The organism is Parapontixanthobacter aurantiacus, assembly GCF_009827635.1.
In the GTDB taxonomy this organism is placed as follows: domain Bacteria; phylum Pseudomonadota; class Alphaproteobacteria; order Sphingomonadales; family Sphingomonadaceae; genus Parapontixanthobacter; species Parapontixanthobacter aurantiacus.
The window spans coordinates 220,777-242,187 of sequence record NZ_WTYW01000002.1; the positions used below are offsets into that span (position 1 = coordinate 220,777).

17 protein-coding genes are annotated in these 21,411 nt (G+C 61.2%); 4 read left to right on the plus strand and 13 right to left on the minus strand.

The genetic code is table 11. The features are described from left to right. Positions 1–15: 15 nt before the first annotated feature. Genes GRI38_RS09315 through GRI38_RS09330 form a run of 4 tightly spaced genes read right to left on the minus strand, consistent with a single transcriptional unit; the run spans position 16 to position 3,521 of the window. Complete coding sequence (locus GRI38_RS09315) at positions 16–1,167, minus strand: CaiB/BaiF CoA transferase family protein (RefSeq protein ID WP_160682891.1); 1,152 nt, start codon at positions 1,165–1,167, stop codon at positions 16–18. 8 nt (positions 1,168–1,175) lie between these two features. Continuing rightward, positions 1,176–1,841: a CoA transferase subunit B gene (locus GRI38_RS09320; RefSeq protein WP_160682893.1), complete on the minus strand. Its 666-nt coding sequence runs from the start codon at positions 1,839–1,841 to the stop codon at positions 1,176–1,178. A gap of 1 nt (position 1,842) precedes the next feature. Next, entirely contained in the window at positions 1,843–2,820 is a 978-nt protein-coding gene (locus tag GRI38_RS09325) for a 5'-nucleotidase, lipoprotein e(P4) family (protein WP_160682895.1), read from the minus strand. After that, the gene (locus GRI38_RS09330; protein ID WP_160682897.1) at positions 2,817–3,521 is read right to left on the minus strand and encodes a CoA transferase subunit A; all 705 of its coding nucleotides are present in this window, start codon (positions 3,519–3,521) and stop codon (positions 2,817–2,819) included. The genes GRI38_RS09325 and GRI38_RS09330 overlap by 4 nt, the downstream gene beginning before the upstream one ends. Positions 3,522–4,005: 484 nt before the next feature. Here GRI38_RS09330 and GRI38_RS09335 point away from each other — a divergent pair, with 484 nt between their 5' ends. Next, on the plus strand, positions 4,006–6,318 hold the full coding sequence (locus GRI38_RS09335; RefSeq protein WP_160682899.1) for a CDC48 family AAA ATPase: 2,313 nt from the start codon (positions 4,006–4,008) through the stop codon (positions 6,316–6,318). A gap of 36 nt (positions 6,319–6,354) precedes the next feature. On the opposite strand, the gene GRI38_RS09340 is transcribed toward GRI38_RS09335, so the two are convergent. The 3 genes from GRI38_RS09340 to GRI38_RS09350 form a co-directional block, all read right to left on the minus strand. Next, on the minus strand, positions 6,355–7,434 hold the full coding sequence (locus GRI38_RS09340; protein ID WP_160682901.1) for a mechanosensitive ion channel family protein: 1,080 nt from the start codon (positions 7,432–7,434) through the stop codon (positions 6,355–6,357). 58 nt (positions 7,435–7,492) lie between these two features. After that, positions 7,493–10,348, minus strand: a complete 2,856-nt coding sequence (gene polA, locus GRI38_RS09345) for a DNA polymerase I (RefSeq protein WP_160682903.1) — start codon at positions 10,346–10,348, stop codon at positions 7,493–7,495. Positions 10,349–10,435: 87 nt separating this feature from the next. Next, entirely contained in the window at positions 10,436–10,636 is a 201-nt protein-coding gene (locus GRI38_RS09350; RefSeq protein ID WP_160682905.1) for a hypothetical protein, read from the minus strand. Between GRI38_RS09350 and GRI38_RS09355 the strand changes: the two genes are divergently transcribed. Then, entirely contained in the window at positions 10,635–10,907 is a 273-nt protein-coding gene (locus GRI38_RS09355) for a hypothetical protein (RefSeq protein WP_160683361.1), read from the plus strand. The genes GRI38_RS09350 and GRI38_RS09355 overlap by 2 nt on opposite strands. A gap of 101 nt (positions 10,908–11,008) precedes the next feature. Here the strand turns inward: GRI38_RS09355 and GRI38_RS09360 are convergent, their stop codons facing one another. Together GRI38_RS09360 and GRI38_RS09365 are read right to left on the minus strand one after the other, a co-directional pair. Beyond that, entirely contained in the window at positions 11,009–12,034 is a 1,026-nt protein-coding gene (locus GRI38_RS09360; protein ID WP_160682907.1) for a serine hydrolase, read from the minus strand. 154 nt (positions 12,035–12,188) lie between these two features. Beyond that, complete coding sequence (locus tag GRI38_RS09365) at positions 12,189–12,596, minus strand: baeRF12 domain-containing protein (protein WP_160682909.1); 408 nt, start codon at positions 12,594–12,596, stop codon at positions 12,189–12,191. A 131-nt stretch (positions 12,597–12,727) separates the two neighbouring features. Here GRI38_RS09365 and GRI38_RS09370 point away from each other — a divergent pair, with 131 nt between their 5' ends. Next, positions 12,728–13,762, plus strand: a complete 1,035-nt coding sequence (locus GRI38_RS09370) for an endonuclease/exonuclease/phosphatase family protein (RefSeq protein ID WP_160682911.1) — start codon at positions 12,728–12,730, stop codon at positions 13,760–13,762. An 82-nt stretch (positions 13,763–13,844) separates the two neighbouring features. Here the strand turns inward: GRI38_RS09370 and groL are convergent, their stop codons facing one another. From groL to GRI38_RS09385, 3 genes are all read right to left on the minus strand, one after another. Then, positions 13,845–15,497 carry a chaperonin GroEL gene (groL, locus tag GRI38_RS09375; protein WP_160682913.1) on the minus strand — a complete coding sequence of 551 codons (1,653 nt, stop codon included), beginning with the start codon at positions 15,495–15,497 and terminating at the stop codon, positions 13,845–13,847. A 59-nt stretch (positions 15,498–15,556) separates the two neighbouring features. Continuing rightward, positions 15,557–15,844, minus strand: coding sequence for a co-chaperone GroES (gene groES, locus GRI38_RS09380; RefSeq protein WP_160682915.1), 288 nt, complete (start codon positions 15,842–15,844; stop codon positions 15,557–15,559). A 105-nt stretch (positions 15,845–15,949) separates the two neighbouring features. Next, positions 15,950–17,395 carry an MATE family efflux transporter gene (locus GRI38_RS09385; protein ID WP_160682917.1) on the minus strand — a complete coding sequence of 482 codons (1,446 nt, stop codon included), beginning with the start codon at positions 17,393–17,395 and terminating at the stop codon, positions 15,950–15,952. Positions 17,396–17,626: 231 nt separating this feature from the next. Between GRI38_RS09385 and GRI38_RS09390 the strand changes: the two genes are divergently transcribed. Beyond that, on the plus strand, positions 17,627–18,994 hold the full coding sequence (locus GRI38_RS09390) for an NAD-dependent succinate-semialdehyde dehydrogenase (RefSeq protein WP_160682919.1): 1,368 nt from the start codon (positions 17,627–17,629) through the stop codon (positions 18,992–18,994). Between the two features lie 37 nt (positions 18,995–19,031). On the opposite strand, the gene GRI38_RS09395 is transcribed toward GRI38_RS09390, so the two are convergent. Then, the gene (locus tag GRI38_RS09395) at positions 19,032–21,284 is read right to left on the minus strand and encodes a DUF305 domain-containing protein (RefSeq protein ID WP_160682921.1); all 2,253 of its coding nucleotides are present in this window, start codon (positions 21,282–21,284) and stop codon (positions 19,032–19,034) included. Between the last annotated feature and the right edge of the window lie 127 nt (positions 21,285–21,411).

Consider the following 21,411-nt stretch of genomic DNA (forward strand, 5'->3'; position numbering starts at 1 on the left):
CTGCGCTGGCGGCGGTCAGGTTCGATCGTCGTCGGCGCCTAGGGCAGGTGAGGGTCGGTCGAGCGCAAGTTCTGCATCGGAAAAGCGAAAAGGGCTTCTTATGCCCCGCACGCCATCAAGTTCGACCACCATGTTTCGGGCCCGTGTCTGAGGATCGGCGAAAACTTCGTCCAGCTCGTTGATCGGTCCGGCAGGTATGCCCGCCGTCGCGCATTTGCGTAGCAAGTCCTCACGAGACCACTTTTCCGTTTCCTCAGCGATAATGCTGTCGATGAGTTGGCGATGCGCGATCCGCCCGGCATTTGTGCCGAACCGCTCATCATCGAGCAGGTCCGCGCGCTCAAGCACTTTCAGCAATTTGCGGAAGAGGCCGTCATTGGCCGGTGCCAGAACGACCGGGCCGTCCTTCGTCGGGAAAACGCCATAGGCGCTGACCTGCGCATGGGCATTGCCCATTCGTGGCGGGTTCGCATCGCTCGCGAAATAGGTCATCGCCTGATTGGCGAGCATTCCGACCGAGCAGTCGAACAGGCTCATGTCGATCCACTGACCCTTGCCGGTGCGATCCCGCATGAGCAAAGCCGCCTGAATTGCATTGGCGGACCACAGGCCGCAGGAAAGGTCGCTGATCGATAGGCCGTGCTTCATCGGCTCCCCATCGGGTTCGCCGGTCAGCGACATCATGCCGCTCATGGCCTGCACGACGAAATCGTAGCCTGGTTCGTCGCGTCTCGGGCCGGTCTGGCCGAAGCCGCTGATGGAGCAGTAGACGATGGCGGGGTCGGCGACGGACAGGTTCGCGTAGTCGAGCCCGAACTTGCTCAGAGCACCCGGTTTGAAGTTCTCGAGAACGACGTCGGCGCCGCGGGATAGCTGTTTGACTGAGGCGAGCATGGCATCGTCATTGAAGTCCGCGACAATGCTTCGCTTTCCGCGGTTGCAGGCATGGTAGTAAGCAGCCGTGCGCTCGCCCTCATGCTCGATGAATGGCGGACCCCATTGGCGTGTTCCGTCCCCGTCGGGGCTTTCCACTTTGATGACGTCAGCCCCGAGATCGGCAAGGATCTGGCCGCAGAACGGGCCGGCCAGGACACGCGCCAGTTCGAGTACCCGCACCCCCGCCAGCGGAGCGTTCGGATTGCGCGGTGTGTCCAGCCAGTCGGCCATGGAACAGATCAGCCCAGTGCGACCTCGTATTTCGCGGTTGTCTTCTCTGCGATCTCGTCTGCCGTGACGCCCGGCGCGAGTTCGATGAGGCGGAACGGGCTGTCGTGATCGGGTCGATGGAAGACCCCGAGATTGGTGATGATCATGTCCACGACGTTCGTGCCCGTAAGCGGCAGGGTGCATTCGGGAATGAATTTCGGGCTGCCATCCTTGGCATTGTGATCCATGACGACGATGATCTTCTTCACGCCTGCGACGAGGTCCATCGCGCCGCCCATGCCCTTGATCATCTTGCCGGGGATCATCCAGTTGGCGATGTCGCCATTCTCGGCAACCTCCATCGCGCCCAGCACGGTCAGGTCGATATGCCCGCCGCGGATCATCGCAAAACTCGTGGCGCTGTCGAAGTAAGCCGAATGCGGCAGTTCGCTGATGGTCTGCTTACCCGCATTGATGAGGTCGGCGTCCACCTCGTCCGGATAGGGAAACGGCCCGATGCCAAGCATGCCGTTCTCGCTCTGCAAGGTGACGTGCATCCCTTCGGGAATGTGGTTCGCGACGAGTGTCGGGATGCCGATCCCCAGATTGACGTAAAACCCGTCTTCCAGTTCCTTCGCGGCTCTCGCGGCCATGTCGTCACGGTCCCAGCCGGTCTTTTGTGCAATGTCGCTCATGTCAGTCGCTTTCGCTTGTCGTGTCGGGTTGCCAGCGCGCATCGGGCGGGAAAACTTCCCCGATAGTGCCCTTGATGGATGCACCGTAAACAGGGTTGGGAAGGAGGAACCAGCCATTGCCCCAAAGAGCGGCGTATTCGCCGCGTCCTGCCAGCCTGCGCCGGTCCTGCACGCTGAGTTCGGGGTCATTGAAGCGGTCGGCGAAGTCGCCCAGATTGTCTCCGGCAAGGGCGATTACGCAATAGTTCTTCGCGATCGCCGCGCGTCGCAAGTCCTTCGCGCTTCCACTCGCATCGTCCCCTTTAAGGAACAGGGTTTCGCCATGCCTGGCTGGTCCGAGACCTGCAGCATTCAGAGCCTGCTCGGTGTCGACAGCGTTGCGAGCATTGCGGTTTGTGTTGAATATCGGGGTAATTCCGGCATCGCGCAGTTCCCGCAGTGCCGTCACGGCACCCGGCACCGGTGCGATGGCGACCCCGCCGCTGCGCTCCCATGCGTCCCAGCGGTCGGGATCGAACCCGGCACCGCGAACGGCTTGATCGTATTCCGCACCGAGATTGAGGAGCACGGTCTCGTCCACGTCGAATATAACCGCCAGCGGCTTCAGGCGGGAGCCATCCATGCAGGAAGCCTGTGAGAGGCCGTTATCACTTTCCGGCAGTCCCATGACGACCGATTGCGGAATGCTTCGCTGACGCGCCTTGGCAACAGCGAAGTCGATGAGCGCGCGATAGGTCTGGATGGACGCGCCCGCCGCTTCGCCCGAACCGTAAAGCCAGCGCATCGTATCGGGAGCATCTGCCTCGAGCGGATCGGCCGGTTCCGCGCTCACTGCCTGCATGGTTTCACCGACACTTTGCATCGCTGCCGCCGCGTCACGTGCCGCGGCCTGCATTCTAGCCTCATCGTCCGGCACGGTCGCGCAGCCTGCTAGCTGCAGCGCCAGGAGCGAGCCAGCGATGGCTGCGGGCGCTTTCATGCCGCTTCCCGCTCGCGCGTGGTCTCGAACTCGATCTTCTTGTCATAGGGTGCGCCGACGATCATGCGCTGCACGAATACGCCCGGCAAATGGATGCAGTCGGGATCGAGCGAACCAGTCGGCACCACTTCCTCGACTTCGACGATGCAGACCTTGCCGCACGTGGCGGCGGGCTGGTTGAAATTGCGCGCAGTCTTGCGAAACACGAGATTGCCGGTCTCGTCCGCCTTCCAAGCCTTCACGATGGCCAGATCGGCGAAGATGCCGTGTTCGAGGATGTAATCTTCGCCGCCGAAGTTTTTGACTTCCTTTCCTTCGGCGACCTGGGTGCCGACGCCGGTCTTCGTATAGAAGCCCGGGATACCGGCGCCGCCCGCCCGCATGCGTTCAGCCAGCGTACCCTGCGGGCAGAACTCGACTTCGAGTTCACCGGCAAGAAACTGCCGTTCGAATTCCTTGTTCTCGCCGACATAGGACGAGATCATCTTCTTCACCTGCTTGGTGCGAAGAAGCTTTCCGATGCCTTCATTGTCGATGCCTGCATTGTTGCTGGCGAAGGTAAGGCCTGTGACGCCGCTGTCGCGGATCGCGTCGAGCAGGCGTTCGGGAATGCCGCACAGGCCAAAGCCGCCACTGGCGATCAGCATGTCGTCCCGCAGCACTCCATCGAGCGCGGATTTGGCGTCGGGGAAGAGTTTCATCGTTTCGCTCCAATATCTTGGCGATGTCCTTAAAAGCAGGCGCGGTCGTTGTCACCTTTTGCATGGATAGCAAAAAGGTGGGAATGGAATGGCGGCTCTCGCTTCGCTGCGTCGCACAAATTTGCGCTACATAGGTATGCAAGAGCGGATGCGGATTGAGAAAACGAGTAAAAAAGCACGCTCTATCAGTTGTTTGCGGGATAGTTGCGTATTTTGCAATCGAGAATGATTTTTTCGCACTTGCGAAATGCCCGGCATCGGAGCATATCCATAACTGCCTTTTAGGCATCCTCTCCCAAACTTATATAGCCCGGTCGTTTCGACCGGGCTTTTTTCTTTCCCGCCCTACAAGCGTGAACGAACGGCATCGTTTCGCGTTTGAAACGAAGAGCCGTGCTTCCTAGCTAGGCTCGACGAATGTTTGGCGGATCGCCGGCCCGGCGCCTCCAGAAGACCGCAATTGCACTACGGGAGACGATCTTTCATGGCCGAAGGCGCGACGAATACCGACATTGACGAGAGGACCGTCCGCCTACAGGTGGCGGCTGCCCGACAGGAAGAAAGCGGGCAGGGAATTGCGCGTATGCCGCGCAGCGCGTTCCAGGCCCTCGGCATTACCGAGGGCGATGTCGTCGAGGTGACCGGCAAACGCAGTACCGCTGCGATCGCAATGGCTGCTTACGACGAGGATCAGGCACTCGACGTCGTGCGGCTCGACGGCCTACAGCGCGGCAATGCCGAAACCGGCTCGGGCGAACACGTCACCCTGGCAGCCGCGCAGTCGCGACCGGCGACGCGAGTCGTATTTGCCCCGGCGCAGCGTGAAATCCGGCTGCAGGGCCCGACGCAGGCATTGAAGCGCAACTTCTTCAAGAAACCGATCGTCGCGGGCGATCTCGTTGCCACCACCGGCCAGCAGCCCGTCAGCAACGTGCCGCCTCAAGTGCAACGCATGTTCAATACGCCTGCCTACGCACTCACCCAGATACGTCTGACCGTCGTTTCGACGACGCCCAAGGGCATCGTTCACATCGACGAAAACACTGAAGTCGAACTGCGGGCCGAGTTCGCCGAGCCGCGCGACGGTCGTGCAGTCGTAAATTACGACGATGTCGGCGGCATGGGCGATACGATCCAGCAGTTGCGCGAAATGGTCGAACTGCCGCTTCGCTATCCCGAACTGTTCACGCGCCTTGGCGTCGATCCGCCCAAGGGCGTCCTTCTCCATGGCCCGCCCGGAACCGGCAAGACACGGCTGGCGCAGGCCGTTGCGAACGAAGCGGATGCCGAATTTTTTACGATCAACGGTCCCGAGATCATGGGATCGGGCTATGGCGACAGTGAAAAGGCTCTGCGCGACGTTTTCGAACAGGCTGCGAAAGCGGCTCCGGCCATCGTCTTCATCGACGAGATCGATTCGATTGCGCCGAAGCGCGATCGCGTGCCGGGTGAAGCGGAAAAGCGGCTGGTCGCCCAGCTGCTGACCTTGATGGACGGACTCGAAGCGCGGGCAAATCTCGTTGTCATCGCCGCGACGAACCGTCCCGATGCCATCGACGAGGCGCTGCGTCGTCCGGGCCGGTTCGATCGCGAGATCGTCATCGGCGTTCCCGACGAGCGAGCGCGACGCGAGATACTCGGAATTCACATGCGCGGCATGCCGCTGGGCGACAAGGTCGATATGGCCGAACTCGCCAAGGTCACACATGGCTTCGTCGGTGCGGACATTGCCGCCCTCACGCGCGAGGCCGCCATCGAGGCGGTCCGGCGGATCATGCCGAAGCTCAATCTCGACGAGCGGACCGTTCCCCCCGAGGTTCTGGAAAATCTCTGCGTGACGCGGGAGGATTTCCTGTCCGCGCTGAAGCGCGTTCAGCCCTCGGCCATGCGCGAAGTGATGGTTCAGGTCCCCAATGTCGGGTGGGACGACCTCGGCGGGGTGAAGGATGCGATCGACAGCCTCAAAGAAGGCATCGAACTGCCGCTCAAGAACCCCGAAGCCTTCGAACGACTGGGTATACGCCCTGCGAAGGGGTTCCTGCTCTATGGCCCGCCCGGTACCGGCAAGACCTTGCTTGCCAAGGCTGTCGCCAAGGAAGCCGAAGCGAATTTCATTTCCCTCAAGAGCAGCGATCTGCTGTCGAAATGGTACGGCGAAAGCGAGCAGCAAATCGCCAAGCTGTTCCGGCGCGCCCGCGCCGTGGCGCCGTGCGTCGTCTTTATCGACGAGATCGATAGCCTCGTCCCCGCTCGCGGAAGCGGTGCGGGCGAACCGCAGGTGACTGGACGCGTGGTCAATACGATCCTTGCCGAAATGGACGGCCTCGAAGAACTGCAAAGCGTCGTCGTCGTCGGTGCGACCAATCGTCCGACGCTAGTCGATCCTGCGCTGCTGAGGCCGGGACGGTTCGACGAACTGGTTTTCGTCGGCACACCAGACGTTGCGGGGCGCGAGCATATCCTCAAGATTCACACCCGTTCGATGCCGTTGGCTGAAGATGTTTCGCTTGCGGACGTAGCGCAGGAAACCGAGCGCTTCACCGGGGCCGATCTCGAAGACGTGGTGCGGCGGGCCGGTCTCGTCGCGTTGCGCCGCGCAGGCAGCGACGTCCGGGAAGTCACGACTGCCGATTTCAAGGAAGCGTTGAAGGATTCGCGTGCGACCGTCACGCGCAAGATGGAAGAGGAATACAAGAAGATGCAGGGCGAACTGAAAAAGCGCGCTGCTGCGGTTCAGCCGATCGGCTTTCTGCATGAGGGCATGGTGCAACCTACCCGCGAGAACAAGCACGAATAGGGCGGCGCCCGCTTGAATCGGGCTTCGTTCAGGCGGTCAATTTCCCGCGACGCGGGCGTTGGCCGCTTCGACCTCCAGCCGATGACGGATGAGGGCGTCGGGCATGTTCTTGCGCAGCCAGCCGATCATGTGCTCGCGCACCACACAGCGCAGCGTGAACAGGTCGCCGATCGTGAGGGCACTGACGGCAAGGCGCAATTCGATGCTCTCGGGATGCGCCTCCGTCATCAGGGCAGCGGCGGTGCGCTGATCCCATAGCTCCTGCGTTGCTACGAACCGCAGAAATTCCTCGCGAATGGGTTCGACGTCCGTCGCCGGGTCGAGATGCAGGAAGACCGGTCCGGTCAGCTTTTCGTTCTGACGCGACCAGTTCTCGAAGCTCTGATCGAGAAACTGGCTCGTCGGCACGATGACGGCGCGTTCGTCCCAGATGCGAACCACCACGAAACTCATCCGGATTTCCTCGACGCGACCGGTATGGCCGTCCACCACGACGAGGTCGCCCAGTCGCAGCGGCTCCGTAATTGCCATTTGCAGGCCGGCGATGAGCGACTTCAAGGCGGGCTGAGCGGCTGCACCGACTGCAAGGGCGGCAAGCCCGGCAGAAGCGACGAGCGTGACACCAATCTCTCGAACCACCGGAATACCGACCAGCATCAACCCGACCGTCACGAACACGATGGCGAAGGTAATTGTCCGCGAGAGAATGGCAATTCGCGTCTTGCGACTGCGCGCTGCCACCGGATCGTCGGAAATCTCCGCCTTGTATTCGAGCGCATAAGTGAACGCCTTGACGAGCACATAGGCTACCCAGCCGAGCAGCGCGGGAACGATGAACTTCCCGGCAACTTCCCAGAATTCGCCGAGCAGGGCATCGAACTGAGAAGCAAGCGAGATGCCGATTGCGATCATCGACCAGCGCAGGGGCCGTTCGAGCTTGTCGAACACCATTTCGTCGAGATGCGTATCCGACAGCCGTGACAGCCGATGGAGCAAGGCGAACAGGATCTTGTGAACGATCCAGGCAATGGCGATCGCGACAAGGATCACGATGGTCATATGGAGCAGGCGCTCCCAGGCTATCTCGTAATTGGCGGGATCGTATCGCTCGAACATATGACCGGCGCCCTAAGAGCGACCAGCGGCTTTTGCAAGGAAGCTGCCGAGGACGCGATCAGTGCGCAGCGCCCCAGCTCTTTCCGGAACCGATATCGACCGCAAGCGGCACGTCGATCCTGACCGCGGGCGCGGCGGCGTTCGACATCGTTTGCGCGATCACTTCGCTCGCCTGCGCAACGTCGCCTTCGGGCAATTCGAAAACCAGTTCGTCATGCACCTGCAACAGCATTCGTACATGGCTGAGGCCTGCCGCATCGAGAGCAGGCATCATGCGAACCATCGCTCGCTTGATGATGTCCGCGCTCGTTCCCTGGATGGGCGCGTTGATCGCAGCGCGTTCGCTGCCCTGCCGCTCGTTCGGGTTCTTCGATTTGATCCTGGGAAACCATGTCTTGCGCCCGAAAAGCGTCTCGGAATAGCCGTTTTCCCGGACGAACTCGGTCGTATCCATGATGTATTTCTGGATACCGGGAAACCGCTTGAAATAGGTCTCGATCATGTCCTGGGCGGTGTCCGCGTCGGTGCCCAGCCGCCCCGCGAGACCCCAGCGAGAAATACCGTAAAGTATTGCAAAGTTTATCGTTTTTGCCTGTCCACGCGTATCGCGATTGACCTCGCCGAACATTTCCTGCGCGGTGCGCGCATGGATGTCCTCACCGTTGGCGAAGGCCTGCTTAAGGGTGTCGACATCGGCCATATGCGCAGCGAGACGCAGTTCGATCTGGCTATAGTCCGCCGCGAGCAAGACATTGCCTTCTTCCGGGACGAAGGCCTCTCTGATCTGCCGTCCGATGGCCGTGCGGATGGGGATGTTCTGCAGATTGGGATCGGTGGAGGAAAGGCGTCCCGTCTGTGCTCCGACAAGGCTGTATGACGTATGCACCCGCCCCGTTTCGGGATTGATGGCTGCCTGAAGCGCGTCGGTATAGGTCGATTTCAGTTTCGTCAGCTGCCGCCATTCCAGCACCTTGTTCGCAATCGGCGCGCCTTCGTCCGACAGGCGCTCCAACACCGCGAGGCCGGTTGCGTACTGACCGCTCTTTCCTTTCTTTCCGCCCTGGTAACCCAGCTTGTCGAACAGAATCTCGCCGAGCTGCTTGGGGCTGCCGACGGTGAATTCCTGACCTGCGAGTTCGAAGATTTCCTTCTCGAGCAGTTCTGTCTGGGCAGCGAACTCTTCCGAGAGTTTCGCCAGCTGTTCCCGGTCGACCTTGATCCCGTGTCTTTCCATCTGTGCGACGACCGGGATGAGCGGACGGTCCACCCTTTCGTAGACGCGCGTTCCGCCCTCGATCGGCAAGCGCGGCTTCAGATAGCGGTGAAGGCGCCATGTCACGTCGGCATCCTCAGCCGCGTATTCGGTCGCCTTGTCGAGCGGGACTTCGCCGAACGCGATAGCTTTTCGTCCGGCCCCGCAAACTTCCTTGAACGTGAGGCAGGCGTGATCGAAATGCTTGAGGGCGAGCTCGTCCATGCCATGCCCGCCGCCGATGCCCTGCTCGCCGCGGCCAGCGTCCAGCGCGAAGCTCAAGATCATCGTATCGTCGATCGGCGCGACGTGAATGTCGTATCGCGCGAGGACGTTGAGATCGTACTTGATGTTCTGCCCGATCTTCAGGACCGCCTCGTCTTCGAGCAGCGGTTTCAACAGGTGCAGCGCTTCGGTCCGGTCGATCTGCTCCGGCTTGTCAGACAGCAGGTCGTTGCCGCCATGACCGAAGGGAATGTAGCACGCGTCGTTAGGTCCGGTTGCAAGGCTGATCCCGACGAGGTCCGATTGAAGTGCATCCAATGCGCTCGTTTCGGTATCGACGGCGATTTCTCGCGCCTTGCGGCATTTCGCAATCCAGTGTTCGAGGCGGTCGAGCGTCTGGACGCATTCATAGGTCTTTCGATCCACCTTCGGCATATCGGGAAGGGACGGCGCACCTTCGTTCGCCTTCGCAGAAGCGTTCTGCTTCTTTGCCGGATCGAGCTGCGTCGGACGGTCCGGACTGCCGCGACCATCGCTCAGCCGGCGCAAAAGGCTGGTGAAGCCATGCTGTTCGAGAAACGCCTTCAGCGGTTCGACCGGGATCGTATCAAGCTTGAACTCCTCCAGCGGCTGGGGAAGGTCGCAATCTTCCTTCAGCGTTACGAGGACGCGGCTGAGCTCCGCGTCACCGCGACCCTCTATCAGCCGTTCCTTCAGCTTCGATTTCTTCATATCCGGCGCTTGATCGAGCGCTGCGGTCAGCGAGCCGTTCTCCGCGATCAGCTTGCTCGCGGTTTTCGGACCGATACCGTATATGCCCGGAATGTTGTCCACGCTGTCGCCCATCAGGGCGAGGACATCTCCGACGAGGTGGGGCGGAACGCCGAACTTCTCCTCGACTTCGGCGGGGCCGATCCGCGCGGATTTCATCGTGTCGAGCATGTCGATGCTCGCGCCGTTTTCGTCATGGGTTCCGACGATCTGCATGAGATCCTTGTCGGACGAGACGATGGTGACGTCCCACCCCTGGTTTTGCGCCGCGCGGGCGTAGGAAGCGATAAGATCGTCGGCCTCCAGCCCCTCTTCCTCGATGCACGGAAGCGAGAATGCCCGGGTGGCATCGCGGATCAACGGAAATTGCGGTTCAAGATCTTCGGGCGGTGGCGGGCGATGCGCCTTGTAATCGGGATAGATGTCGTTCCGAAACGAATGACTCGACTTGTCGAAGATGACGGCAAGGTGAGTGGGGCCGTCCGCCTGATCGAGATCGTCGGCCAGTTTCCACAACATGGTCGTATAGCCGTAGACGGCACCGACCGGCGTGCCTTCCGGATTGGTGAGCGGCGGCAGGCGGTGATAGGCCCTGAAGATATATGCCGAGCCATCGACGAGGTAGAGATGCTGCTTCGTGTCGTTCGCTTTTTCGTTTTCCGCCATGATTGCGGCTGTTAGCAGCGCCGCCGGACGAGAGATACGGCGATTCGACAAAATTCGAGGTCAAATGCTCCTGCCGGTGCTGGCTGATTACGCCTCATAATTGGCTCGATTGCGGCAATCATGGCGAAATTGAGGCAAAAAAATGGCGAATTGTGACGATATCGCTTGCGCCGCCACATTCTCGCCATTATTTACAGTGCGGAAGCCCGGTTTCGGGGTTTCGCGCAAAAGTGGCTCTTCGGGTCGCCGCGCGCCTTTTTGAACGTAGATCAAGGATTTGATTAACATGCGTAAATTCATTTTTGCCGCTGCCGCTGCTGGTGCCGCTCTCTCGCTCGCTGCTTGCTCCGAGAGCACGCAGGAAGGCGCTGAAGCAACTGCTGAAGACGCAATGGCCGACACCGAAGCCAACCTCGAAGCAGCCGGCGAAGAAATTGACGGCGCTGTTGACGAAGCTGGTGCCGAAATCGACGGCGCTATGGAAGATGCAGACGCTGCTGCGACTGCTGCTGAAGCCGAACTCGAAAACGAGCCGGTTGACGAAGCTGCTGTCGACTAAGGCTAGCTCTTCTCGATAGAGTTAAGGAAAGGGCGGTGCTTCGGTGCCGCCCTTTTTCGTTGGCTGAAGCCACGGCAACGGAGAGTTGCGGGCCTCAGCCCTTACAGTCCGCCCGACCGTGCTCCGGCGTAATTCGCCTTTGCCCATTCGCGCGCTTCGTCACGGGCATTGAACCCATCGTAAAGGGCGCGGGCAAGCTGCGCGATCTTCGCTTCGCGCTGAGCACGCGACCCCTGGCCGGTCACGTAAATCGCAAGGGCGATCGTGCGCCCGTCCGGCGTTTCGATATAGCCGATGTCGCTCGACGTGTTGTTGAGCGACCCGGTCTTGTTGGAGACGCTGGCTTCAGAGGGGATCAGCGCCTTGATCCGCCGTTTCCCCGTCACCGTTCGGCTCATGGCGCCGAGAATGACGCTTCGGCTCGAATCGGACAATGTCGTACCGCGATAAAGGGCGGTCAGCAGATCGGTCATCGCGGTTGGCGTCGCGCTGTCGCGGCGATCGATATAGGTCGCCGGATCGAACTCGCCGTCATCGCGAACGAGTGTCGCAATATCGCGATCGAGACTGAACTCACGAATACCGTTTCTCGCAGCCCAGTTGTTGACCGCTACCGGGCCGCCAACCACGCGCAGCAAAGCATCGGTCGCCGGATTGCTCGAGCGAGTGATCATCAGTTCGATGAGCTGGATCGCGGGAAGGTGCTTCCCGGTGGAAACCGGTGCGACCGTGCTGGAAAACTTTGCCGAGCGCTGCGGAACGAGCAGCGGGAATTCGCTCGTCAGAGACCAGCGGCCTTTTTCAACCCCTTCTAGGAATGTCGCGGCTATCGCGATCTTGCTGGTGCTCGCCATGGGGAAGCGTTGATCGCCCAGAATATCGAGGTGATAGCCCGTGCTGAGGTCGACAGCGGAAATGCCGATCCGGCCCCGCGATCCGTCGGCCAGTTCGGCAATCCGCTTCTCGAAGGCGGTCTCGTAGCGCGCCTCGAAACTTTGCGGCAACCGCACCTCGGTCCCCAGCACCGAATCGAAGCGTGCTTCGAAATCGACGGGCTGCGCGCTCGCAGGGGTTGTGACGAGAAGGCTTGCTGCCGCTAGAACGGCTCCGATCAGTTTAGTCCGCATGGCACCTGAATATCAAACACATGGTTAGCACACTCTTAATGACCGGATCGACCCGGCCGTTGTTACATGATTGCGCCCGAATGTGGTAGAAATGCGGTGGCCAATACGAATTAACATTTCCGAGGTTCGTTTCGGCAAGAGCGCCTGTGGGCCGTCAGGCGGCCTCGACCGCCTTCTCTATCCGCTCGATCGGCTCCTTCGTCATCGTTTTCGCGATGTCGCCGACCAGCCGCTTTTCGAGTTCGCTGTGAAAATGGCGCCGCATCTCGCCGAGCGTCTTCGGGTCGGCAATGACGAGCAGATTCTCGATCTCGCCCGAAATCGACTTGGCGTTCAACCATTCTGCTGCCGCCGCGCCATGTGCCAGTTCGTTGAGATCGGTCGCTCCGGTACGTTGTCCGACATCGTCCTGATGCTTGATACCGGCGCTAAAATTCGTTGCGTCGAGGTCGGGGCGCTCGGCATTGGCTAGCTGGATGTCGAAACCCTTGCCCTGGTTGCGCAACACGATGAAATTTTCTCCGTCGACGACGGCGACATGGGCATTGTGGGGAAGTTTCATAAGATCTCCTTTGTCTCTTTCGAACGCGCCGGGCAGGCAATCTTTCCAAGGGTTTGCGCTTTTCGTTCGTTCTTCGCTAAGGCGATCCAAGGTGCAGGGCATGAAGCTCGATCGACCAACAGGGGGCAATAATGAAGTTTCGCAAAGTCGCGGGAAAAATACTCCTGTTGCTCGCCGTCCTGCAATGCGCGGCGACGATCGTATCGTTGCTCGATACCAATCGCGGAATTGTTCGCATCCTCGATTTCGTGCGCGAGCCGTCGATCTATCTGTCCGCCCTGCTCGGTGTGCTGGCTCTCATCGTGAACAAGAAGCGGTCATGGCCGACGCTGCTCGTGCTGGCAGTGAGCGCGGGCATCAATCTGTGGCGCATCTGGCCCTACACCTTCATCGCACCGGCGCAGCTTCCTCTGCCGGACGAGGTCGACGGAATGTCATGCGTGCGCGTCCTGTCGCTCAACGTCCTGCAATCGAACGACCAATATGATGAGGTGGCCGCGCTGATCGAGCGAGAAGACCCCGGACTTCTCCTGCTGATGGAGACGAACGAGACATGGATGGAAGCGCTCGAGCCGCAGCTGTCGTCCTATCCCTTCATCCTGGCAGAACCGCTCGACAACAAATACGGAATGGTCTTCGCGACGAAGCTCAATGTCGAGCGCGCCCAGATGATCGCCAATACGAGTTCGAATACGCCGACGCTCTATGCCACCGTCACGACCGAAGACGGAGCCCGGTTCGAGGTCATCGGTCTTCACCCCCGGCCGCCACTGCCGGGCGAAAGCACGAAAATGCGTGATGCCAATATCGCTCGCGCCGGTGCGCGCACGCCCGATCGTCTCGATAATGTCCTGGCGATCGGCGACTTCAACGACGTGCCGTGGTCGCGCACGACGTCGCAATTCGTCTCGGAAGGAGGGTACCGCGACCCTCGCGCCGGGCGGGGCTCCTTCGCGACATTCCCCGCTTCCTATGCCTTCGCCGGATGGCCGCTCGATCAGATCTTCGTGAAGAACGGCGTGAAGGTGGAATCCTTCAGCCTGCTCGAGGACGTGGGCTCCGATCACCTGCCGCTGGCCGCCACCGTTTGCGCCGGACCGGAATTCGACAACACGCCGCGTTTCGATACGCCGGTCGAGCCGGCGGACGCCGCCGCCTCTCGCTGATCGAAGCAAAGAAAAAGCCCGGCAGGATCGCTCCCACCGGGCTTCTTCGTTTCGGAACCGGAGGTCCGGGTAATGCGCGGGCTTAGAAGCCCATGCCTCCACCCATTCCGCCCATGCCGCCCATGTCGGGCATGCCGCCGCCGGAGTCCTTGTCTTCCGGCTTGTCGCTGATTGCCGCTTCCGTGGTAATCAGCAGACCGGCGACCGAGGCAGCATCCTGCAGCGCGGTGCGAACGACCTTGGTCGGGTCAATGACGCCAGCATTTACGAGGTTCTCGTAAGTGTCGGTCGCAGCATTGAAGCCCATCGTCTCGTCGTTTTCGCGAAGCAAATTGCCCGAGATGACCGCGCCGTCATGGCCGGCATTCTCGGCGATCTGACGAACCGGTGCGAGGATGGCCTTGCGCACGATGTCGATACCGCGGGTCTGGTCGTCATTCTCGCCCTTCAGGCCGTCGAGGACCTTGGAGGCGTAGAGCAGCGCCGTACCGCCGCCGGGGACGATACCTTCCTCGACCGCAGCGCGGGTTGCGTGGAGAGCGTCGTCGACGCGATCCTTGCGCTCCTTCACTTCGACTTCGGAAGCACCGCCGACCTTGATGACTGCGACGCCGCCGGCAAGCTTCGCCAGGCGTTCCTGAAGCTTCTCGCGGTCGTAGTCGCTGGTCGTATTGTCGATCTGCGTACGGATTTCACCGACGCGCGCCTTGATGTCCTCGGCCGGACCTGCACCGTCGACGATTGTGGTGTTGTCCTTGTCGATGGTCACGCGCTTGGCTTCGCCAAGCATGTTGAGCGTCACGTTTTCGAGCTTGATGCCGAGGTCTTCGGAAATCATCTCGCCCTGCGTCAGGATCGCGATGTCCTGCAGCATTGCCTTGCGCCGATCGCCGAAGCCCGGAGCCTTGACAGCTGCGACCTTCAGGCCACCGCGCAGCTTGTTGACCACGAGCGTCGCGAGGGCTTCGCCTTCGATGTCTTCCGCGATGATAAGAAGCGGGCGGCCCGACTGCATCGCGGCTTCGAGAACCGGCAGCATGTCCTTGAGGCTCGACAGCTTCTTTTCGTGGATCAGGATGTACGGGTTATCCAGTTCCACGACCATCTTGTCGGGATTGGTGATGAAGTAGGGCGAGAGGTAGCCGCGGTCGAACTGCATCCCCTCGACGACGTCGAGTTCGAATTCGAGGCCCTTGGCTTCCTCGACGGTGATGACGCCTTCCTTGCCGACCTTTTCCATGGCTTCGGCGATCTTCTCGCCGACTTCCTTGTCGCCATTGGCGGAAATGACGCCGACCTGAGAGATTTCGGAGGAGCCGGAGACGTCCTTGGAACGGCTCTGCAGGTTTTCGACGACCTTCGAGACGGCGAGATCGATGCCGCGCTTCAGGTCCATCGGGTTCATGCCGGCGGCGACGGACTTCATGCCTTCGCGAACGATGGCCTGACCCAGAACCGTTGCGGTCGTGGTGCCGTCACCGGCAAGATCGTTGGTCTTCGATGCGACTTCCTTGAGCATCTGCGCGCCCATGTTCTCGAACTTGTCCTTCAGTTCGATTTCCTTGGCGACGGTGACGCCGTCCTTGGTGATGCGCGGTGCGCCGAAGCTCTTGTCGATGACGACGTTGCGGCCTTTCGGGCCGAGCGTCACCTTGACGGCGTTTGCGAGCGTATCGACGCCCTTCAGAATGCCTTCGCGTGCTTCACGCGAGAACTTTACGTCCTTGGCTGCCATGTTGGTTTCTCCTGGAAATTTGCTTTATTCGATAGAGGTTGAAGGCGACGGGTCGGCGATCAGCCGATGATCCCCATGATGTCGCTTTCCTTCATGATGAGCAGGTCTTCGCCGTCGAGCTTCACCTCGGTGCCGGACCACTTGCCGAACAGGACGCGGTCGCCTGCCTTGACGTCGAGCGGTGTTACCGTTCCGTCTTCGGCCTTCGAACCCGAACCCACGGCGACGATTTCACCTTCGCTGGGCTTTTCCTGGGCGCTGTCGGGAATGATGATGCCGCCCGCGGTCTTCTGGTCGGCTTCGATGCGACGAACCAGAACGCGGTCGTGCAGAGGACGAAATGCCATGTGTATGCCTCGTTTCGTTAGAATTGAATCTCTCGTTGGCACTCTCATGGGGAGAGTGCCAGCAGGCGCGAAGTGGGGACAGGCCCGATACGAGTCAACTGGCGTTCAGAAAAAATTTTGCGTCGGCGGCGCTTCTGTTGGAATAGCTTCCGAAACCAGCGCGTCGCGGCGTGTGAGGTTCAGTTTTTCACGCCTCGTCCAACGCCACGTAAGCAGCATCGCGGCGACCGCAAGACCGGTGGCGAGCCCGATCCAGACGCCCAATCCGTCGAGCCCTGTTCCGAAAGCCAGCGCGAGCGCTGTTCCGATGCCGGGTACCCAATAGGCGAAGACGGCAATCCACATGGGTATGCGAGTGTCCTGCAATCCGCGAAGGGCGCCTGCCGCAACGGCCTGGATGCCATCGACCAGCTGGAAGGCGGCAGCAACGAGCAGGAATTGCAGGGCGAACGCGACGAGTTCGGCATTTCGCTCGGCATGGGGATCGACATAGATCGCTATCAGCCAATAGGGCACCAGCAGCATGGCAAGCGCAGTCGCGGCCATGAAACTCGTCCCGATCGCGAGCGCGACCCAGCCGGCGCGGCCCATGCCTGCGCTATCGCGCGCTCCGTAGAAATAGCCGACGCGAATGGTCGCCGCCTGGCCAATGCCGAAGGGAACCTGGAAGGCGAGGGCGGCTATCTGCAAGGCCACAGTATGACCGGCAAGGGCCGCCGGACCGAAGCGGCCCATCATGAACGCCGCCGCACCGAAGATGCCGGCTTCGGCAAGGATGGTGAGCCCGATCGGCGTGCCTATGCGCACGATCTCGCGCAATCTCTTCCAGTCCGGTCGCCAGAAACGCACGAAGATACGATAGCGGTGGAGCGCAGGGTCGAGGCGGATGGCGACGATATAGGCAAGGACGGTCAGCAGTGCGGTGATGATCGTCGCCACGCCCGCTCCCGTCAGCCCGAGTTCCGGCGCACCCAGATTGCCGAAGATGAAAGCGTAGTTTGCCACCGCGTTCACCCCGATGCCCCCGGCGGTGATCAGCGTTGCGAAGATCGGCCTGCCCAGCGTCGAGACATAGGTTCGCAGGACGTTCGCAACGATGAGCGGAATCAGCGACCAGATGAGGACGGCCATATATTCGCTCGCCATTCCCGCAATCTGCGGTGCCTGCCCGGTGGCGTGCGAGACGAGGCCAATCGACAGGCAGGCAATCATTCCCACCACACCTGTCATGACCGCCAGCCACATCGCCATGCGCGTCGCGCGACGAATAGGGCGCAGCGCTTTCGTCCCGGCCCCGAGTTCGGCAGCTATGACCGGAGCGACAGCGCCCGTAATGCCGGACAGCGACCAGGCGATGAGGCCGAAGAGCGCAATCGCCAGAGCGGACGCGGCAAGCGCCTCGTCGCCCAGTCGCGCGATGAAGATGACGTCGATGGCATAGGTGAGCATCTGCAACAGGTTTGCTGCCGCCAGCGGCCAGGACAGCCGCAGCGTGGCAGCGAATTCGCTGCGCCACGGCGTCGCGCCGGAAGGGAGGGTCGTCTGTCGCATAAAGCCGTCCCGGTTAGATGAGCACGACGCCCTGCGAAAGCGCTGTCCTCCGCCACCGCTCCCGACCGCCTTCGAGTGTTGCTTCTTTTCCTCGCGTCCTTCCTTCGGCGGCCATGCCGGTGCGCCTCGAACGACGTCTTTGGCAAACGGGCCCGCGGCGGAAATGCAACGAAAGAGGTGCTGAACGATTGATCGGGCGAGACCGAAAAATTCGATGCAGGAACGCTACGCATGATAACGACCGTCAACCCCGCCACCGGGGAAGAACTCGAAAAATACGAAACCCTGACGAAGGACGAAATCGAGGAAAAGCTCGCCGCTGCGGCTACTGGCTTCGAGAAATGGCGGCGCAGCGAGGTAGCGGAACGCTCCGCCTTGCTGGCGCGGCTGGCCGATGTGTACGAGGCGAACGTCGACCGGCTGGCGACGATGTGCACCCGCGAGATGGGCAAAACGCTTGCGTCCGCAAAGGCCGAGGTTCGCAAATGCGCCACGCTGTTCCGGCATATGGCGAAGGCAGGTCCTGCCATGCTCGAACCGCTCGAATGGGAACTCGACGATGGCGGAACCGCCAAAGGCGTGTGGCTGCCGCAAGGGGCGGTGCTGGCGGTGATGCCCTGGAACTTTCCCTATTGGCAGGTCGCGCGCTTTCTCGCACCGACGATCATGGCCGGGAATGTCGGCCTCCTCAAACATGCGAGCAACGTGCAGGGATGTGCCGCGCTGATCGATGAAATGATGAAAGATGCCGATGCGCCCGACGGACTCTTCCAGAACCTGTGCATCAAGTCCGATGCCATCGAAGCGGTTCTGGCAGACGAACGCGTCGTCGCTGCGACCGTGACCGGGAGTGAAGGCGCGGGCAGTGCGGTCGCAGAACAGGCGGGCCGGCTCATCAAGAAAGTCGTCCTCGAACTCGGCGGATCCGACCCCTTCATCGTGATGCCGAGCGCCGATCTCGACGCTGCGGTCGAAAATGCCGTCAAGGCGCGGATCCAGAACACCGGCCAGTCATGCATCTGCGGCAAGCGTATGATCGTCCACGCGGATATCTATGACAGCTTTACCGATAAATTCTCCACCGCGATGAAACAGGTCAAGGCAGGCGATCCGATGGACGAGGACACGGATATGGGTCCGCTATCGAGTTTCGAGCAGCGCGATACCGTGCTCGATCAGATCGAAATGGCGAAGAAGTCAGGGGCGACGCTGCTGTTTGGCGGAGAGGCGCTGGAGGGGGAGGGCGCCTACATCTCCGCCAGCATCCTCACTGACATCGATCCAGATAGCGATCTCATGGAAGAGGAGATTTTCGGGCCGGTCGCAATGCTGTTCCGGGCTGACGACCTCGACCATGCGATCGAATTGGCCAATGCGATCCCGTTCGGGCTCGGTTCTTCGGTATGGACCGAAGACGAGGCTGAGAAAGAGCGGTTCATTCGCGACATCGAGGCCGGTATGACCGCGATCAACCAGGTTCTCGCTTCCGCTCCCGAAGCGCCCTTCGGCGGGGTCAAGCGATCGGGACACGGGCGGGAACTCGCGCAATTCGGCCTGCACGAGTTCATGAATTTGAAGACAGTGATGCTGCCCGGCTGACCCGCTTCAAGCGAGCCTGCCGGGACAGCTCAGTGAGTCAGCCGCCCTTCCGGCTGGCTTCGGCGCGGGCAACTACGTCGGCAGGCCAGGTGACGGGCGCCTGCGTCTGCGGGTTGAAGACGTTGCCTTCATATTGCGCAGCGGAGGCGGCGGCAATTTCTTCGGCAGTCAGGAACTCGCTGGGTTCGAGCGCGAAGATGTCCAGCCCGCGGCTTATCTCGGTCGCGTAGATCCGGCCATTGTACCAATAGGCCGACCAGTAGCCGCCGGTGACCAGCTGGTCCTCGTCAATCGGCCCGCGATCGAAATGCGCGATTTCGAAGGGATTTTCGGCGTCCGTGAAATCGATCACCGAGATGCCGCCCTGATACCAGGCCTGCACGAAGATGTCGCGTCCGGGCACCGGAATGATCGAACCGTTATGCGCGACGCAATTCTCCTTGTCGGTTTGCGGCGCAGGCATCTTGAACAGGCTGCGGAAGGCGAGTTCGCCATCCACGATTTCATAGATCGCATCCGCACCCCAGTTCATCGGATCGCCCGCCTGACAACGGGGCCGCGCACCGCCGCCCCATTCGTCGGTGAACAGGACCTTCGTACCGTCATTATTGAAGGTGGCCGAGTGCCAGTAGGCAAACCCTTCGTCGGAGACGTCGTCGATCCGCTTCGGCTTGAGCGGGTTGGAGATGTCGAGGATGATGCCATTGCCCGAACAGGCTCCGGCAGCGAGGTTCTTCGAAGGAAAGACCGTGATGTCGTGGCATTGGTCCGTCCGGTTCGTTTCCTGCGTTCCCTCGCCATGGTCGCCGCCCCGCCACAGGCCTGCGATCTGGCCATCGGCGGCGAACACGCGGGGACGATCGACGATCCGAGCGGCTGCGGGATTGGCTACCGGGATCTCGATCACGTCGATGCTGAAGAGGGCGGTGTCGTCGCCTGCGAGATCGCTGCATCCAGCGAGTTCCGCGCCGTCGCGAACATAGGACGTGCCCGAATTATAGATCACAATACGCGCGTCGTCGGCCGAAACGATCGAATGGGTATGGCTACCCCGGCAGGTCTGGACGAGGCCGACCTGCTGCGGACGCGTGATGTCCGAAATGTCGAAGATGCGAATACCGCGAAAGCGCTCTTCGCTGACGCGGTCCGAAACCCCCTGAAGACCGCAATCGACCCGCGCACGGCTGTCCTGCACGCTCATGATGAGGAGGTCGCCGACGATCGACACGTCGCCTTGCCCGCCCGGGCAAACGACCGAACTGACGAGAGCCGGAACGCCGTTCTCGCCGAGGCGATAGGCATTAAAGCCGTGATAGTTCCCGGCGACGAGCAGGTCGCCCGAAAACGCCATGTCGGTATTGGCGAAGACGAGCGGAGCGCCGCGCTTGCCGAACTGGGGCGCCGGTTCTTCGGCTTCTTCTTCGCCTGCATCGGCTGTTTTCGTTGCCGCGTCGGGTTCTGCCGGGTCCGACGTTTCCGCTTCAGCGGAGGCTGTGTTCTCGGTCCCCTTGCCTTCCGGCTTGATCTCCGGTTGCAGCTCTGCCGGATTGGCCGGATCGAAAAACCCGGCGGGCTTGGGCATCGCTGCGACGAGGCGAAGGTTGCTGATGGATTCGCCGGCATCGCGGAAACCGGCGGCAAGGCTCGCTCGCGGGTCGGTGGACAAAGTCGCGAGCAGCTTGTTCATCCGCTCGATTTCAGCGTTCTGGTCGCTGACGACCTCGTTCGTAAATTCGAAGGTCACCGGTTCGTAGGCCGTGCCCGGCTGGCGGTGGAGCACGTTGACCATTTCGACAGCGCCCGCATGATGCGGGATCATCAGTTCGAGGAACATCCGGTCGAAAGCCGTTCCGCGTGCCGCGGCCAGCTCCGCCATTTGTGCAGGAGTGGCCATCCCGGTCATCGCATGGTGGGCGTGGCCCATCCCGGCCATCGCGACCTCTTCGTTGCGCTCTTCGAGCCAAGTGGTCATGAAGGACATCTCGTCCTTCTGGCTGGCATCGATCCGGCCGGCGAGTGCGACGATATCCGGATTGTTCGTGCGTTCGCTGACGAGGTCCGCCATCGCGACGGCCTGCTGGTGATGCACAATCATGTTGCGCATGAAGGCCGTATCGGCGGGGGTGTAGCTCATCGCGGCGAGCCGGGTCGCTTCCTGTGCGCTGAGGCTCCGGGTTTCGGTTCCCGGTGCGCCGGGCTGCACGATGGGGGCGTCCTGCGCGAATGCCGGCGAGGCAGCGAGAAGCGCGGCAATTCCTGCCGAGGTAAGGAAATTGGTCTTGGCCAGCATGATCGCGGTAATGTCCCTTGAAAGAATAGTCCGCAGTCTAGCTGGTGGAAATTCGTCCTGCTGCCAAGGTCGCTCGCAGATTTATATCATACTTTAGCAGAACGCCCGACCCGCCCAAACGAAAGGG